This window comes from Streptomyces sp. DSM 110735 (genome assembly GCF_016482685.1).
In the GTDB taxonomy this organism is placed as follows: Bacteria; Actinomycetota; Actinomycetes; order Streptomycetales; family Streptomycetaceae; genus Streptomyces.
The window spans coordinates 15,662-32,639 of record NZ_JACYHF010000019.1 but is presented as its reverse complement, the minus strand read 5'-3'; the positions used below and the strand labels follow the sequence as shown (position 1 = coordinate 32,639).

Genomic DNA, 16,978 nt, shown 5'->3' with positions numbered 1-16,978 from the left:
TCGTACCGCCGTACGGGTGTCGTACGGCGGTCCCCCATCGACATTTACTAGGACGTCCAAGTAAATTCGAGGGTATGGACGCTCACGCGATCGACGAAGGCCGCCGCCGCTGGCAGGCCCGGTACGACGCCGCGCGCAAGCGCGACGCAGACTTCACCACGCTCTCCGGCGATCCGGTCGAGCCGGTGTACGGCCCCCGCCCGGGGGATGTGTACGACGGCTTCGAGCGGATCGGCTGGCCCGGCGAGTATCCCTTCACGCGCGGGCTCCATCCGACCGGCTACCGGGGCCGCACCTGGACGATCCGCCAGTTCGCCGGCTTCGGCAACGCCGAGCAGACCAACGAGCGGTACAAGATGATCCTGGCCGCGGGCGGCGGCGGTCTGTCCGTCGCCTTCGACATGCCGACGCTGATGGGCCGCGACTCCGACGACCCGCGCTCGCTCGGCGAGGTCGGTCACTGCGGCGTGGCCATCGACTCCGCCGCCGACATGGAGGTCCTGTTCCGGGACATCCCGCTCGGCGATGTCACCACCTCGATGACGATCAGCGGTCCCGCCGTGCCCGTCTTCTGCATGTACCTGGTCGCCGCCGAGCGGCAGGGCGTGGACCCCGCGATCCTCAACGGCACGCTCCAGACCGACATATTCAAGGAGTACATCGCGCAGAAGGAGTGGCTCTTCCAGCCCGAGCCCCATCTGCGCCTGATCGGCGACCTGATGGAGCACTGCGCGGCGGGCATCCCCGCGTACAAGCCGCTGTCGGTCTCCGGCTACCACATCCGCGAGGCGGGGGCGACGGCCGCGCAGGAGCTGGCGTACACCCTCGCGGACGGCTTCGGATACGTGGAGCTGGGTCTCTCGCGCGGACTCGACGTGGACGTGTTCGCGCCAGGGCTCAGCTTCTTCTTCGACGCGCACCTGGACTTCTTCGAGGAGATCGCCAAGTTCCGCGCCGCGCGCCGCATCTGGGCCCGCTGGATGCGGGACGTGTACGGCGCGCAGAGCGAGAAGGCGCAGTGGCTGCGCTTCCACACCCAGACCGCCGGGGTCTCGCTGACCGCGCAGCAGCCGTACAACAACGTGGTGCGCACGGCGGTGGAGGCGCTCGCGGCGGTGCTCGGCGGGACCAACTCGCTGCACACCAACGCCCTGGACGAGACCCTCGCGCTGCCGAGCGAGCAGGCGGCCGAGATCGCGCTGCGCACCCAGCAGGTGCTGATGGAGGAGACCGGCGTCGCCAACGTGGCCGACCCGCTGGGCGGTTCGTGGTTCGTCGAGCAGCTCACCGACCGGATCGAGGCGGACGCGGAGAAGATCTTCGAGCAGATCAAGGAGCGGGGTCTGCGGGCCCACCCGGACGGGCAGCACCCCATCGGTCCGATCACCTCCGGCATCCTGCGCGGGATCGAGGACGGCTGGTTCACCGGCGAGATAGCGGAGTCCGCCTTCCGCTACCAGCAGGCGCTGGAGAAGGGGGAGAAGCGGGTCGTCGGCGTCAACGCCCACACCGGTTCGGTCACCGGGGACCTGGAGATCCTGCGGGTCAGCCACGAGGTGGAGCGCGAGCAGGTCAGGATGCTGGCCGAGCGGAAGTCCGGGCGCGACGAGACCCGCGTGAAGACCTCCCTGGACGCCATGCTGGACGCCGCGCGCGACGGCTCCAACATGATCGCCCCGATGCTGGACGCGGTCCGCGCGGAGGCGACCCTGGGCGAGATCTGCGGGGTGCTGCGCGACGAGTGGGGCGTCTACACGGAGCCTGCCGGGTTCTGAGCCCCGTCGGCGTACGACGGGGCTCGCCGGGACGGACAGCCGTCCCGGCGAGCCCCGCCGCCGCTCCGCGCCGTTCACGGAAGTCCCGCACGGCTCGGAACTCCCGCGCGCCTCAGAACTCCTGCACGAAGTACGGCTCCACGGTCATCCAGCCGTTGCCCCGGGCGCCGTAGTAGGTGCCGTTGTAGTTCTGCGCCAGGGTGTACCAGGAGTCGACGTAGTCGGGGTCGTCGGTCCACCAGGAGGTGGGGATGGCGTTGAGGATCGCGTCCACCAGCGGGATGTAGGCGCCCTGGTCGGTGATGGTGAGCAGGGCGTCGGCGATGGCGACCGCGAGGTCGTGGTAGTTGGTGTCGCCGTCGTCCTCCATCATCACGGCGTCGGCGAGGTTGTACTTGTAGTTCGACCAGTTCACGAGGATCTGGTTGGGGCGGTAGACCGTGCCGTCGTAGTCCAGGTAGGGCATGTCGACGGGGTCGACGCGGACCTTGCCGTCCTGGCCGAAGCCGGAGACCAGGGTGTAGATCTCGGCGGCGCCCTTGACCCAGGGCTCCTCGTCGTCGGACAGCTCGACCGCGTCGATCTTCGTGGTCCAGAAGCCGCCGGAAGCCGCCGCGGACCGCCCCGAAGCCGCCGTGTTCACCGCGGCGGGTGCGGCCGAGCGCACGCCCTTCTTCGCCAGCTCCTCGCGCAGGACGTCGAGTCCCGCCGCGAGCGCCTTGGTGCCGTCGATGTCGACGACGTACACCGGGTGGTCGGGTGCCTTGCGGGCGTCCAGGGTGTGGGCGCGACCCCGGCTGTCGTAGGCGGTGACCGTCCTGGTGTCGTCGTCGGAGGCAGCCGCGGCGACCCAGGGCGCGGTGCCGTCGGTCAGCGCGGCGCGCATGGAGCGGGCGCCGAGCCGGAGCCGCAGCAGGGAACCGACCTTGCCGCCGAGCCCCTTGGCGTCGGCGATGGCGTGGTCGGCGGCGGTGAGGTCGGACTTCAGGGCGGGGTCGCCCTTCGCGGCGAGCGGGGTGAGAGCCACGTCCGGGGACGCGAGGACGGCAGAGCGCAGACGGGTGCGCCAGGAGGCGTCGCCCAGCGAGCGGGCGATGGCCAGGGCGGCGCGGTCCTGGGCGCCGGTGACCTTCTGCGCGGTGGCGGTCGGCGCGGCGGTGGCCGAGGGAGCGGTGATGAGGGCCTGGGTGGCGGCGAGGGCGAGCAGGGTGGCCGCGGTGACGGTCCGGGCGGCGCGGCGGGGCGACTGACGGGGTCTCACGGGGATCGATCCCTCCGGATGCGAGTGGCCAGGTGGGGGAGTGACGCACTGACAGGGGGGTGGTGCCGGGACGACGGCGGACGGGACGCCGGGTGAGGTTCTATGCGAGTAGACCTCGCAGCCCATGGTGACCTGAACATGTCACGCCCGCAAGACCTTCACACCTCAACGCCCCACGTGTGGAGGGGAGTTCAGCCCTCGGCCGCCGTGACCCCCGCGAGCAGCACCGCGATGAAGCGCCGTACCCACTCGGTGTCCGCCGGTTCCGCGCTCACCAGCATCCGGTGCACCACCGTGCCCGCGACGATGTCGAAGATGAGGTCGACGGCGCGGCAGGCAGCCTCCGGGTCGGACTCCGGGGGGAGTTCGCCGCGCTCCTGCGCCCGCTCGCGCCCCGTGACGACCAGATGCTTCTGGCGCCCGACGATCGAGTGGCGGATGCGCTCGCGCAGCGCGTCGTCCCGGGTCGCCTCCGCGACGACTGCGATCAGACCGTTCCTGGCTTCCGGGCGGGCCAGGATGGCCGCGAACTGGAGCACCACGCCCTCGATGTCGGCGCCGAGGCTGCCCCGGTCGGGCACCTCCAGTTCGTTGAACAGCTCGGCGATCGCGTCGACCACCAGCTCGTTCTTGCCGGACCAGCGGCGATAGAGCGTCGTTTTCGCAACCCCGGCGCGCGTCGCCACGTCTCCCAGGGTGAGCCGGGACCAGCCCAGTTCCACCAGGGCCTCACGGGTGGCGGCCAGGATCGCGGCGTCCGCGGCGGCGCTGCGCGGTCGGCCCGTACGGCCTGCGGGGGTGCGGCTCTGCATGTCCTCGACCATAACCGGCCACCTCCGCGCCGTCGTGAGGGAGATCACCGGGAAAGGGTGTCGCCGGAACCCCTTCTGCCATTACGCTACGACCCGTAGCGAAAGCTCGCGACGGACGTACGCGAGTGACGGCCACCGGCGCGGGGTGGGGACCCCGGTGCCGACCGACATCGCTTTTTTCCTTCATGCGCGGGAACGGGGGAGGATAGACCCATGCAGCCACGGAACATGTCCATGAGCGGGGTCGTCGACCTCGCCGCGGTGAAGGCGGCCCAGGAGGCCAAGGCCAAGGCGGAGCAGGCGCGCGCCGAGTCCGCCCGGCGCGGCGGCGCGGGGGCGATCTCCCCGGCCGATCTGGTCGTCGACGTCAACGAGGCGGACTTCGAGAGCGAAGTCCTCCAGCGCTCCGCCGAAGTCCCGGTCGTCATCGACTTCTGGGCCGAGTGGTGTCAGCCCTGCAAGCAGTTGAGCCCGGTCCTGGAGCGGCTGGCCGTCGAGTACGGCGGGCGCTTCCTGCTGGCCAAGATCGACGTGGACGCCAACCAGATGCTGATGCAGCAGTTCGGCGTCCAGGGGATCCCGGCGGTCTTCGCCGTGGTCGCGGGCCAGGCGCTGCCGCTCTTCCAGGGCGCCGCCGACGAGCGGCAGATCCGGGAGACGCTGGACCAGTTGATCCAGGTCGCCGAGCAGCGCTTCGGGCTGACCGGTCTGACCGTGGACCCGGACGCGCAGCCGGGCGCCGCCCCCGCCGAGGAGCCGGAGGGACCGTACGACGCGCTCCTGGAGGCGGCCGTGCGGGCGCTGGACGAGGGCGACCTGCCCGGTGCCGTCCAGGCGTACAAGAACGTACTCGCCGACGACCCGGCGAACACAGAGGCGAAACTCGGTCTGGGTCAGGCCGAGTTGCTCCAGCGGGTGCAGGGTATGGATCCGCAGAAGGTGCGCAAGGACGCCGCCGAGAAGCAGGGTGACGTCGAGGCGCAGATCGCGGCGGCCGACCTGGATCTGGTGGGCGGTCATGTCGAGGACGCCCTCGGGCGGCTCATCGAGACCGTCGCCCGCACCGCCGGTGACGACCGGGACGCGGCGCGGCGACGGCTGCTGGAGCTGTTCGAGGTCGTGGGCGGGGAGGACCCGAGAGTGGTGGCGGCCCGCCGGGCGCTTGCACGGGCGCTGTTCTGACGGCTCGTCGGTTCTGTGGCGCGGCGGTGAAGGAATGGCCGATGTGGCACGGGAGCCGCCGCGCTTTACCAAATCTTGGTAATCGGCTCCGCTGTTACTCCGAGTAAATCAAGGTCGTTGGTCTGTCCGGCTTCGCCCGGGGATCAGCGGCTTTGTTCTGCCCACTGTTGGCACCGTGCGTCGCCCTTTGAGACCACTGAGTCGTCTTTCGGTTATCCCGCCGTTACTAGGCAGTAACGAAGCCCCTTGTGCGGGCGGCGAGAATGCACCACGATCGGCCACGCTCGGTCCATTTCCGTAACCCCGGCACCCGGCCGGGACACGGTGAATGTGTCCCCACCGAGCAGAGCCGGCGGCAGTGGCGCCGGCTCTGGGACAGGGGGGTCTTCGCCACTGCGGCGAAGCCTGTCCGGAAGGTTGTGCGTGATGTGTGTCAGGCGCGACCAGTGGTTGTCGCTCGGGGGTGAACGCCGGTTGTTCGGGCGCGGGTCGCGCCGTCGGGCGCGGGCGCTCTCCTTCCCGAGGACGTAGCACTTCTCCCATCCCTGTCCGGTCGCAACCCCCCTGGGGCGGTCCGGGCCAGGAGATGTACGTCCGAGAAGGAGGAAATATGGAGTCCCAGGTGCGTGGCGGGACCAGATGGAAGCGGTTCGCTGTGGTCATGGTGCCCAGCGTCGCCGCTACGGCAGCGATAGGTGTCGCCCTCGCGCAGGGCGCTCTGGCCGCTTCGTTCAGCGTGTCCGGGCAGTCGTTCAAGGTGAGCGCCGACCGGCTCGACGGCAAGGGCTTCGCGCAGTACGGCGCGATCGACGACGGCTACACGCTGGACGGCAAGAAGACCGCCCACCCGGTGGCGGTCTCGGCGTTCAACCACGCCGACATCACCAACCTGTGCCAGTCGGTCGTCACCCCGGTTCCGGGTCTCGGCAAGATCAGCCTGATCCTGCGGGCCGGTGGCGGCAAGAAGCCGGTCTCGGCCGACCGGATCTACATCGATGTCGCGGATCTGGGCGCCGACGCGACGTTCCACAACATCGACATCGGTGTGGCCGCGAAGGACGCCTCGAAGGGTCCGGGCATGAAGGGGGGCGGCGAGCAGTCGAACCCCTACGGCTTCGCCCAGCAGGCCGACTCGGCCACGCTGGTCAACGTGCGTCAGACGGCGTGGGCGACCACCGCCGGCACGTTCGAGCTGAGCGGGCTGAAGATGTCGCTGTCCACGGACGGCGAGGAGTGCTACTAAGCACTCTCTGACGGGCGGGGGAGCCGATGGCGCCCCCGCCCGTCCCCTCTCCGGCCGTGTTTCACACGCGGCCCACATCACCACCACAGCAACGCCGCACCAGGGAGCTGTTTTCCATGAGCGCCGAGACCCCTGTCGCCGATTCCGGCCAGTTCACCCGCCGGAGGCAGCAGTTCCGCGCCTGGCGAGGCGACCGCCCCTTCTGGGCCGGTCTTTACGTGCTGCTCAGCGGCTTTCCGATCATCTACTTCCCGTACTACCACCTGCAGCTCGGCCATCTGACGCTGGCCATGGCGACCACGGCGGGGTCGGGGTCCTTGATCATCGGCGTGCTCCTCATCGTCCTCGGCATCAGCCTCTGGTTCCAGAAGCACGTCCGCACCTTCGCGGGTGTGGCGGCGATCCTGCTGGCGCTGGTGTCCCTGCCCGTCTCCAACTTCGGCGGCTTCATCGTCGGCTTCCTGCTCGCCCTCGTCGGCGGCGCGATGGCCGTCTCCTGGGCGCCCGCTCCCGCGGCCAAGCAGGCACCGGGAGTGCCCGCCCAGGCGTCCGAGGCCGGGACCGTACCGGCCGGGGCCGTGCCCGGCGAGGGTGCCGCCGGAGCCGTACCGCCGCCCCGGGCCGCGGACGCGGGGATCGAGTCGAACGACCTGTCAGGAACGAGCCCGGCCAACGAGGCGAACGGGAGGCACAGTGCCGGCTGACGAGGCCCGCGGGACCGGTGTGGAGGAGTCCCGGGCGAGAACCGGACCCCGCCACGCGGCCCCCAAGAAGCCGCTGTTCACCAGGTTCCACATGCCGGCCGGCAAGGCGATAGCCTCCGTGGCGATGCCCACGGCCGTCATCATGGGCATGGGCTTCACGTCCACGCTCGCCATCGCCGACAGCACCGGCAGCAGCCCCGCGTCCAACAGCCAGAAGGCGGCGGACTACAAGGACTGCGTCGACGCGCTGGACGGCGGCGAGGACTCCGCGTCCCCGAGCGCCACGCCCTCCGCGGGCGCGTCCACCGCGCCGTCCGCCACCACCGCGCCGTCCCCCTCGGCCACCTCCGGGGCGCAGGACGGGTCGGGCAACGCCTCTTCGCCGGATTCAGGTTCCGACGGCAAGGCGGGGACCGGCAAGGGCGGTTCCGCGGACTCCGGTTCGTCCGGGGCGGGTTCGGGCACGTCGGGTGCGTCCGGCGCCTCGGGTTCCGGTACGTCCGGTGCCGCGTCCGGCTCCGGTACGTCGGCCACCACCCCTGCCCCGTCCAAGAGCGCCGACGGCGGACTGCTCGGTTCCCTCGGGGACGCGATCGGTGACGTCCTGAGCGGCGGCAAGAAGTCCGACGGGGCGACGACCCCGGCGCCCGCCGCGTCGTCGTCCACGCCCGCCCCCGCTCCCTCGGCCACGTCGTCCGCTCCGGCGGGCGGTGCGGACAAGAGCGACGGGGACAAGAGCGGTACGAGCGGTGGCGGCGCGAGCACCAAGAAGGCGCCGCGCACGGTCCAGGACACCCTGGAGAAGGTCGCCGGTGCGACCAGGACGCCGTCCGCGACGGAGACCCCGTCCGCCGACCCCTCCGCGAGCGAGTCGGCCGCGCCGGACGACTGTCCGACGGCCACCGACGACCAGGGCGGCGTGGACAACAAGGTCCCGGTGGCGGACGACCCCTGGTACCTCAACGCCAGCTCCCTGCTGCTCAAGGGCGCCGACTACAAGGGCGTCGTCGAGGTGCGCACGGCGGACGGCACCACCAAGAAGGTGCTGAAGTACGTCATCTCCGGCGGCACCGACATCGGGGACCTGCACCAGACCGTGAAGGACAAGCAGGCGGGCAAGACGTACCACGTCCAGGCCGCCAAGGGGTCGACGTCCACCATCCGCGACGGCGACACCGTGATGTACACCGAGAGCATCTCCGGCAACCTCTTCGGTCTGATCCCGGTGACCTTCAGCCCCGACAGCCCGCCCCCGCTGAACATCCCGCTGATCTACTTCACCGACGCCAAGGTGACCCAGGCGGGCCAGTTCGGCGGCAGCCTCCACGTTCCCGGCATGCACGTCTACACGACGGACTGACCCCGAGCCGTTCCGGGAGCCGCACGGCAGTGGCCCGGTCCCCCACACCGCGTGGGGAACCGGGCCACTGTCAATTACCGGGAGCGCTGCCTCAGTTGGCGTCGCCGCCCACGTGATGCACCCGGACCATGTTGGTGGTGCCGGGGACGCCGGGGGGCGAGCCCGCGGTGATGATGACGGTGTCGCCCGCGCTGAAGCGGTTGAGGTCGGCCAGCTCCTGGTCCACCATGTCGACCATCTCGTCCGTGGTGTTCACGAACGGGACGACGTGCGACTCGACGCCCCAGCTCAGGGTGAGCTGGTTGCGGGTGCCCTCGTCGGTGGTGAAGGCGAGGATCGGCTGGGCGGCGCGGTAGCGCGACAGACGGCGGGCGGTGTCGCCGGACTTGGTGAAGGCGATCAGACCCTTGGCGCCGAGGAAGTCGGCGATCTCGGCGGCGGCGCGGGCGACCGAACCGCCCTGCGTGCGCGGCTTCTTGCCCGGCACCAGCGGCTGGAGACCCTTGGAGAGCAGCTCCTCCTCCGCCGCGCGGACGATCTTCGACATCGTCTTGACGGTCTCGACCGGGTACGCGCCCACGCTCGACTCGGCGGACAGCATGACCGCGTCGGCGCCGTCCAGGATCGCGTTGGCCACGTCGGACGCCTCGGCGCGGGTCGGGCGCGAGTTGGTGATCATCGACTCCATCATCTGGGTCGCGACGATCACCGGCTTGGCGTTGCGGCGGCACAGCTCGATCAGGCGCTTCTGCACCATCGGGACCTTCTCGAGCGGGTACTCGACGGCGAGGTCACCACGGGCGACCATCACACCGTCGAACGCCAGCACGACGTCCTCCATGTTCTCGACCGCCTGCGGCTTCTCCACCTTGGCGATCACGGGGACGCGGCGGCCCTCCTCGTCCATCACCTTGTGGACGTCGGCCACGTCCTTGGCGTCGCGGACGAAGGACAGCGCGACCATGTCGCAGCCCATGCGGAGCGCGAAGCGCAGGTCCTCGACGTCCTTCTCGGACAGCGCGGGCACGTTCACGGCCGCGCCGGGCAGGTTGATGCCCTTGTGGTCGGAGACCACACCGCCCTCGATGACGATCGTCCGCACCCGCGGGCCCTCGACGTCGACGACCTTCAGCTCGACGTTGCCGTCGTTGATGAGGATCTGGTCGCCGCGCGAGACGTCGCCCGGCAGACCCTTGTACGTCGTGCCGCAGATCTGCTTGTCGCCCGGCACGTCCTCGGTCGTGATGACGAACTCGTCACCGCGCTCCAGCTCCACCGGACCCTCGGCGAAGGTCTCCAGGCGGATCTTCGGGCCCTGGAGGTCGGCCAGCACACCGATGGGGCGACCGGTCTCCTTGGAGGCGGCACGGACGCGGTCGTACCGCGCCTGGTGCTCGGCGTGGGTGCCGTGACTGAAGTTGAAGCGGGCCACATTCATGCCCGCCTCGATCATGGCGACGAGCATCTCGTGGGAGTCGACCGCGGGGCCGAGAGTACAGACGATTTTCGAACGGCGCATGAGGCGATCCTATCGGTTTGTTTCACTGCGGAATATTCCGCCCTGCGGAAGATACAAATGGGCGGACATGCGCTCAGGCGTGTTACTGCGGTGTAATGCTCAGCTCTTCTTTCCGACCAGCGCATAGGTCTGCGTCGCGATCTCCAGTTCCTCGTCGGTCGGCACCACGGCGACGGCCACCCGCGCGGACGCGGGCGAGATCAGCCGGGCCCCGTCGGACCGTACGGCGTTCAGCTCCTCGTCCACCGCCAGGCCAAGTCCCTCAAGGTCCGCGATGGCCGCGGACCGCACGGCCGCCGCGTTCTCCCCGACCCCGGCGGTGAACGCCACCGCGTCCACCTGCCCGAGTACGGCGTAATAGGCGCCGATGTACTTCTTGATGCGGTGAATGTAAATGTCGAAGGCGAGCGACGCCTCTTCGTCGCCCTCCTCGATGCGGCGGCGGATCTCCCGCATGTCATTGTCCCCGCACAGTCCGAACAGACCGCTCCTCTTGTTCAGAAGAGTGTCGATCTCGTCCATGGACATTCCGCCGACACGGGCCAAATGGAAGATGACGGCGGGGTCCAGATCACCCGAGCGCGTGCCCATGACCAGACCCTCCAGCGGCGTCAGCCCCATCGAGGTCTCCACGCACCGCCCGCGCTCCACCGCGGATGCCGAGGCGCCGTTGCCCAGGTGCAGCACGATCACGTTGACCTCGTCGGGCTCCTTGCCGAGCAGGCGCGCGGTCTCGCGGGAGACGTAGGCGTGCGAGGTGCCGTGGAAGCCGTAGCGGCGGATGCGGTGCCGGTCGGCGATCTTCGGGTCGATGGCGTAGCGCGCCGCCGACTCCGGCATCGTCGTGTGGAAGGCGGTGTCGAACACGGCGACCTGGGGCAGGTCCGGGCGCAGCGCCTGGGCGGTGCGGATGCCGGTGAGGTTGGCCGGGTTGTGCAGCGGCGCGACCGGGATCAGCCGCTCGATCTCGGTGAGCACCGAGTCGTCGATCACGGTGGGCTCGGTGAAGAACATGCCGCCGTGCACCACGCGGTGCCCGATGGCGGCCAGTTCGGGGGAGTCGAGACCGAGCCCGTCGCGGGCCAGCTCCTCGGCGACCGCCTTCAGCGCGGTCTCGTGGTCCGCGATCGGACCGTTCTGCTCACGGCTCTCGCCGGTGGCGACCAGGGTGTGCACCAGGCGCGAGGTCTGTTCGCCGATCCGCTCGACCAGGCCCACCGCGAGCCTGCTGCTGTCCCGCATGTCCAGCAACTGGTACTTCAGCGAGGACGAGCCGGAGTTGAGAACGAGGACACGGGTGGGGGTCACTGCTCGGGGGACCTTTCGGAGGCGGTCGGCTGCTGTGCCTGGATCGCCGTGATGGCGACGGTGTTGACGATGTCCTGCACGAGCGCGCCCCGCGACAGGTCGTTGACCGGCTTACGCAGGCCCTGGAGGACCGGGCCGACCGCGATGGCGTTCGCGGAGCGCTGTACGGCCTTGTAGGTGTTGTTGCCGGTGTTCAGGTCGGGGAAGATCAGCACGCTGGCCTGGCCGGCGACCTCGGAGCCGGGCAGCTTGGTCGCGGCCACGGAGGCGTCCACGGCCGCGTCGTACTGGATCGGGCCCTCGATCTTCAGATCGGGGCGCCGCGAGCGCGCCAGCTCGGTCGCCGTACGCACCTTGTCCACGTCGGCGCCCGAACCGGAGGTGCCGGTGGAGTACGACAGCATCGCGATCCTCGGCTCCACGCCGAACTGCGCCGCCGTCGCCGCCGACTGCACGGCGATGTCCGCGAGCTGCTCGGCGTCCGGGTCGGGGTTGACCGCACAGTCGCCGTAGACCAGCACCTTGTCGGCCAGGCACATGAAGAAGACGGACGAGACGATCGAGGTGTCCGGCTTCGTCTTGATGATCTCGAAGGCGGGGCGGATCGTCGCGGCGGTGGAGTGCACCGAGCCGGAGACCATGCCGTCGGCCAGACCCTCCTGGACCATCAGGGTGCCGAAGTAGTTCACGTCGGTGACCACGTCGTACGCCAGCTCCACCGTGACGCCCTTGTGGGCGCGCAGGGCGGCGTACTTCTCCGCGAAGGAGTCGCGCAGCGCGGAGGTGGCGGGGTCGATCAACTGGCTCTCGCCCAGGTCGATGCCGAGGTCGGCCGCCTTCTTGCGGATCTGGTCCTCGGGTCCGAGCAGGGTGAGGTCGCACACGTCCCGGCGCAGCAGCACCTCCGCCGCGTGCAGCACCCGCTCCTCGGTGCCCTCCGGGAGGACTACCCGGCGCTTGTCGGCGCGGGCGCGCTCCAGGAGCTTGTGCTCGAACATCATCGGGGTGACCCGGTCGCCGCTCGGCGCCGAGACCCGGCTCGCCAGACCCGCGGTGTCGGCGTACCGCTCGAACAGACCGAGGGCGGTCTCCGCCTTGCGCGGGGTGGCGGCCGTCATCCGGCCCTCAAGGGAGAAGAGCTGCTCGGCGGTGGGGAAGCTGGTCCCGGGCACCGAGAGCACCGGGGTGCCGGGGGCGAGGCGGGCGGCGAGGGTGAGGATCTCCTCGCTCGGCACCTCGTTGATGGTGAGCAGCACACCGGCGATGGGCGGGGTGCCCGCGCTGTGCGCGGCGAGCGAGCCGACGACCAGATCGGCGCGGTCGCCCGGGGTCACGACCAGGCAGCCGGGGGTCAGGGCGGCGAGGAAGTTGGGCAGCATGGCGCCGCCGAAGACGAAGTCCAGCGCGTCACGGGACATCCCGGCGTCGTCCCCGAGCAGCACCTTGGCGCCCAGCGCGTGCGCGATCTGGGAGACGGTCGGCGCGGAGAGGGCGGGCTCGTCGGGCAGCACGTAGCAGGGCACGGGCAGGCGGTCGGCCAGCCGCTCGGCGATCTCGTCGCGGTCCTCGCGGTCGACCCGGTTGGCGACCATGGCGAGCACGTCGCAGCCGAGTCCCGCGTAGGCACGGAAGGCGTTGCGGGTCTCCGCGAGCACGGAGGCGGTGGTCTGCTTGCGTCCGCCGACGACCGGGATCACCGAGGCGCCGAACTCGTTCGCCAGGCGGGCGTTGAGCGCCAGCTCGTCGGGGAGCTGGGTGGCGGCGAAGTCGGTGCCGAGGACCAGGACGACGTCGTAGTCGCGGGCGACCCGGTGGAAGCGGTCGACCAGGACGGAGACCAGCTCGTCGGTGCCGCGCTCGGCCTGGAGCGTGGACGCCTCCTCGTAGTCCATGCCGTAGACCGTCGTGGGGTCCTGGGTGAGGCGGTAGCGCGAGCGCAGCAGCTCGAACATCCGGTCCGGCCCGTCGTGCACCAGGGGGCGGAACACCCCGACCCGGTCGACCTGCCGGGTCAGCAGCTCCATCACTCCCAGCTCGACGACCTGACGGCCGTCGCTCCGGTCGATCCCGGTCACGTACACGCTGCGCGTCACGCGTGCTCTCCGATCCTTGCTCGTACGGGCCGCCACCTGGGGGTCTCGCCGTACGCCGGCACAAAAATCGCCCACCGAGGTGAGCACAACCCTCTTGACAATACTCTGGGCCGTCGATAAGGCGCGTGTCGGTCCGGGGGGTCACGCAGGGTGCGCGGAGTCCCCGTGGACGGTGGCTGGGAGGGTGGTGGTCGTCGGCTCTTCGGCGGCCATGAAAGAATCGAAGCGGCTCACCGGTACCCACAGCGAGCAGGAGACACAGCACGATGCGCATCGGAGTTCTCACCGCAGGCGGCGACTGCCCGGGCCTGAACGCCGTGATCCGGTCGGTCGTGCACCGCGCGGTGGCGCACTACGGCGACGAGGTCATCGGCTTCGAGGACGGCTACCGCGGTCTGCTCGACGGCCACTACCGCTCCCTCGACCTGGACGCGGTCAGCGGCATCCTCGCCCTCGGCGGCACCATCCTCGGCTCCTCCCGCCTGGAGCGGGACCGGCTGCGCGAGGCGTGCGAGCGGGCCACCGACATGGCCGAGGAGTTCGGCATCGACGCGCTGATCCCGATCGGCGGCGAGGGCACGCTGACCGCGGCCCGGATGCTGTCCGACGCGGGTCTGCCGGTCGTCGGCGTGCCGAAGACCATCGACAACGACATCTCCGGCACCGACCGCACCTTCGGCTTCGACACCGCCGTCGGCGTGGCCACCGAGGCGATGGACCGCCTGAAGACCACGGCCGAGTCCCACCAGCGTGTGATGGTCGTCGAGGTCATGGGCCGCCACGCGGGCTGGATCGCGCTGGAGTCCGGCATGGCCGCCGGCGCCCACGCGATCTGCCTGCCCGAGCGCCCCTTCGACCCGGCCGACCTGATGAAGATGGTCGAGGAGCGGTTCGCGCGCGGCAAGAAGTTCGCCGTGATCTGCGTCGCCGAGGGCGCCCACCCCATCGACGGCACCATGGACTACGGCAAGGGCGAGATCGACCAGTTCGGCCACGAGCGCTTCCAGGGCATCGGCACCGCGCTCGCCTACGAGCTGGAGCGCCGCCTCGGCAAGGAGGCCCGCCCGGTCATCCTCGGCCACATCCAGCGCGGCGGCACCCCCACCGCCTACGACCGCGTCCTCGCCACCCGCTTCGGCTGGCACGCCGTGGAAGCCGCCCACCGAGGCGACTTCGGCGGCATGACCGCCCTGCGCGGCACCGACATCGCCCTGGTCCCGCTCGCGGAGGCGGTCACCGAACTGAAGACGGTGCCGGTGTCGCGGATGGACGAGGCGGAGTCGGTCTTCTAGCGGGTCCTTGCCCGGAGGAAGGGTGCCTCAGCGCCCCTTTCCCTCCGGCAGCCAGTGGTACATCAGCTCCGGGCGGCCCACCTGGCCGTACTGCGGACGTCTGACCGCCCGGGCCGACTCCACCAGGTACTCCAGATAACGGCGCGCCGTGATGCGGGAGATGCCGACCTCCTCGGCGACCCCGGCCGCCGTCAGACCGTCCGCGCCGTCGCGCAGTACGGCCGTGACCCGCTCCAGTGTCGGTGCGCTCAACCCCTTCGGCAGCGCCGTCGGGGTGGGGGCGCGCAGGGTGGCGAGGGCTCGGTCGACGTCCTCCTGGCCGGTCGCCTCGCCTGCGGAGGCGTGGTAGTCGGCGTAGCGCAGGAGGCGGTCGCGGAGGGTGGCGAAGGTGAAGGGCTTCAGGACGTACTGGACGACGCCGAGCGAGACGCCTTCGCGGACGACCGCCAGGTCGCGGGCGGAGGTGACCGCTATGACGTCGGTCTGGTGGCCCGCCGCGCGCAGGGAGCGGGCCAACTGGAGTCCGTGGACGTCGGGCAGGTGGAGGTCCAGGAGGAGCAGGTCGACCGGGGTGCGGTCCAGGAGGCGGAGGGCCTGGGCGCCGGTGGGGGCGCTGCCGATCGCCGTGAAGCCGGGGACGCGGTTGACGTAGAGGACGTGGGCGTCGGCGGCGACCGGGTCGTCCTCCACCACCAGGACCCGGATCGCGCGCTCTCCGGTGCCCGTCATGCCGCGCCTCCCGCCGGGACCTCGGTGTGCAGCGGCAGCCGGACCTCGAAGACCGCGCCGCCCTCCTCGCCCTCCGTCACCGTCAGGGTGCCGCCGAGCCGGGTCACCGCCTGGCGGACCAGGGCCAGCCCGAGACCGCGCCCACGCCCGCCGGGACCGGCCGGTTTGGTGGACCAGCCGCGCTGGAAGACCAGTCCCGCGTGGGCCGGGTCGACGCCCGGGCCGGTGTCGGAGACCTTGAGGACCAGGGAGCGGGCGTCGGCGGACGCGTACGCCGTCACCGTGACCCGCGCGCCCGTACCGCCCTGCGCCGCGTCCACCGCGTTGTCGATGAGGTTGCCGAGGACGGTCACCAGGTCCCGGGCGGTGAGACCGGGCGGCAGGACCCCGTCGTCCAGGCGGCTGTCGGGGGAGACGACCAGCTCCACGCCCCGCTCGTTCGCCTGCGCGGTCTTGCCGAGCAGGAGGGCGGCGAGGACCGGTTCGCCCACCGCCGCCACCACCCGGTCGGTCAGCGCCTGCGCCAGCTCCAGTTCCGCCGTGGCGAACTCCACCGCCTCCTCGGCCCGCCCGAGTTCGATCAGCGAGACCACGGTGTGCAGCCGGTTCGCCGCCTCGTGCGCCTGCGCGCGCAGCGCCTGACTGAAACCCCGCTCGGAGTCCAACTCGCCCATCAGCGACTGGAGTTCGGTCACGTCCCGGAGCGTCACCACCGTGCCCCTGCGCTCCCCGCCCGACACCGGCGAGGTGTTGAGCACCAGGACCCGGGAGGCGGTCAGGTGCACCTCGTCCACGCGGGACTCCCGGGAGAGCAGCGCCCCGGTCAGCGGACCCGGGAGACCCAGCTCCGCCACCGACCGGCCCACCGCGTCCTCGCCCAGGTCCAGCAGCTCGCGCCCGCCGTCGTTGGCCAGCGCCACCCGCCCGAGTCCGTCCAGCATCAGCAGTCCCTCGCGCACCGCGTGCAGCGCGGCCTGGTGGTAGTCGTGCATCCGGCTCAGCTCGGCGGCGTTCATGCCGTGGGTGTGGCGGCGCAGACGGGCGTTGACGACGTACGTGCCCACCGCGCCGAGCAGCAGCGCCGCGCCCGCCACCGCGAGCAGCGCCGTCACCTGGTCCTGGACCCGCGCGCTGATCGCCTCCACCTTGATGCCCGCGCTGACCAGCCCGACGATCCGCCCGCCGTCCCGCACCGGGGTCACCGCGCGCACCGAGGGACCGAGCGTGCCGGTGTACGTCTCGGTGAACGTCCTCCCCTGTTGCGCGGGCGCGATCCGGCCCAGGAACCGCTTGCCGATCTCCCCGGTGTGCGGGTGGGTCCAGCGGATGCCGTCCGGATTCATGATCGTCACGAAGTCGACGTCGGCGTCCCGGGTGACCCGCAGGGCGTACGGCTCCAGGTCGGCCGTGGGGTCCGGGGTGCGGATCGCCGCCCGCACCGAGGGCGCGTCCGCGATGGTCCGCGCCACCGCCCGCACCTGCCGCACGGCCGCGTCCTCCGCCTGCCGCCGGTCGCTGACGTAGGTGAACAGCGCGTACCCCGCCACCACGACCGCTATCAGCACGGCCTGCATGGCGAAGAGCTGCCCCGCGAGGCTGCGGGGCAGGGGGAGGGCGGGCGAACGCATCCCAGCAGTGTGCCTGCCGATCCCGGCGTGAACTAAATGAACGCAAGGGTGACCGCCGTCACATGGCGGGAG

Annotated in this window: 13 protein-coding genes; 6 read left to right on the top strand and 7 right to left on the bottom strand. The window is 70.9% G+C overall.

The annotated features are described in order from the left end of the window. Positions 1-74 precede the first annotated feature (74 nt). Positions 75-1,775, top strand: a complete 1,701-nt coding sequence (locus IF655_RS24580; RefSeq protein WP_199587288.1) for a methylmalonyl-CoA mutase — start codon at positions 75-77, stop codon at positions 1,773-1,775. Positions 1,776-1,887: 112 nt separating this feature from the next. Here IF655_RS24580 and IF655_RS24575 read toward each other — a convergent pair whose 3' ends face one another. Both IF655_RS24575 and IF655_RS24570 read right to left on the bottom strand, forming a co-directional pair. Continuing rightward, positions 1,888-3,036: a DUF3103 family protein gene (locus IF655_RS24575; protein WP_199587287.1), complete on the bottom strand. Its 1,149-nt coding sequence runs from the start codon at positions 3,034-3,036 to the stop codon at positions 1,888-1,890. A gap of 191 nt (positions 3,037-3,227) precedes the next feature. After that, a complete protein-coding gene (locus IF655_RS24570; protein ID WP_199587286.1) occupies positions 3,228-3,848 on the bottom strand; it encodes a TetR/AcrR family transcriptional regulator in 621 nt (206 codons plus the stop codon). 213 nt (positions 3,849-4,061) lie between these two features. Between IF655_RS24570 and IF655_RS24565 the strand changes: the two genes are divergently transcribed. The 4 genes from IF655_RS24565 to IF655_RS24550 all read left to right on the top strand — a co-directional run bounded on the left by IF655_RS24565 (position 4,062) and on the right by IF655_RS24550 (position 8,337). Then, entirely contained in the window at positions 4,062-5,030 is a 969-nt protein-coding gene (locus IF655_RS24565; RefSeq protein ID WP_199587285.1) for a tetratricopeptide repeat protein, read from the top strand. A 610-nt stretch (positions 5,031-5,640) separates the two neighbouring features. Then, on the top strand, positions 5,641-6,273 hold the full coding sequence (locus IF655_RS24560) for a DUF6230 family protein (protein WP_199587284.1): 633 nt from the start codon (positions 5,641-5,643) through the stop codon (positions 6,271-6,273). A gap of 116 nt (positions 6,274-6,389) precedes the next feature. Further along, positions 6,390-6,977, top strand: coding sequence for a DUF6114 domain-containing protein (locus IF655_RS24555; RefSeq protein WP_199587283.1), 588 nt, complete (start codon positions 6,390-6,392; stop codon positions 6,975-6,977). Then, positions 6,967-8,337: a hypothetical protein gene (locus tag IF655_RS24550; protein ID WP_199587282.1), complete on the top strand. Its 1,371-nt coding sequence runs from the start codon at positions 6,967-6,969 to the stop codon at positions 8,335-8,337. The genes IF655_RS24555 and IF655_RS24550 overlap by 11 nt, the downstream gene beginning before the upstream one ends. Before the next feature lie 91 nt (positions 8,338-8,428). On the opposite strand, the gene pyk is transcribed toward IF655_RS24550, so the two are convergent. The 3 genes from pyk to pta form a co-directional block, all read right to left on the bottom strand. Beyond that, on the bottom strand, positions 8,429-9,856 hold the full coding sequence (pyk, locus tag IF655_RS24545) for a pyruvate kinase (protein WP_199587281.1): 1,428 nt from the start codon (positions 9,854-9,856) through the stop codon (positions 8,429-8,431). 99 nt (positions 9,857-9,955) lie between these two features. Beyond that, a complete protein-coding gene (locus tag IF655_RS24540; RefSeq protein ID WP_199587280.1) occupies positions 9,956-11,164 on the bottom strand; it encodes an acetate kinase in 1,209 nt (402 codons plus the stop codon). After that, positions 11,161-13,257, bottom strand: a complete 2,097-nt coding sequence (gene pta / locus IF655_RS24535; protein ID WP_199587279.1) for a phosphate acetyltransferase — start codon at positions 13,255-13,257, stop codon at positions 11,161-11,163. The genes IF655_RS24540 and pta overlap by 4 nt, the downstream gene beginning before the upstream one ends. Positions 13,258-13,523: 266 nt before the next feature. Here pta and IF655_RS24530 point away from each other — a divergent pair, with 266 nt between their 5' ends. Beyond that, complete coding sequence (locus IF655_RS24530; protein ID WP_199587278.1) at positions 13,524-14,549, top strand: ATP-dependent 6-phosphofructokinase; 1,026 nt, start codon at positions 13,524-13,526, stop codon at positions 14,547-14,549. Positions 14,550-14,576: 27 nt separating this feature from the next. On the opposite strand, the gene IF655_RS24525 is transcribed toward IF655_RS24530, so the two are convergent. Both IF655_RS24525 and IF655_RS24520 read right to left on the bottom strand, forming a co-directional pair. Continuing rightward, the gene (locus IF655_RS24525) at positions 14,577-15,278 is read right to left on the bottom strand and encodes a response regulator (protein ID WP_199587277.1); all 702 of its coding nucleotides are present in this window, start codon (positions 15,276-15,278) and stop codon (positions 14,577-14,579) included. Beyond that, the gene (locus IF655_RS24520; protein ID WP_199587276.1) at positions 15,275-16,906 is read right to left on the bottom strand and encodes a sensor histidine kinase; all 1,632 of its coding nucleotides are present in this window, start codon (positions 16,904-16,906) and stop codon (positions 15,275-15,277) included. Before IF655_RS24520 ends, IF655_RS24525 begins: the two co-directional genes overlap by 4 nt. Positions 16,907-16,978 lie beyond the last annotated feature (72 nt).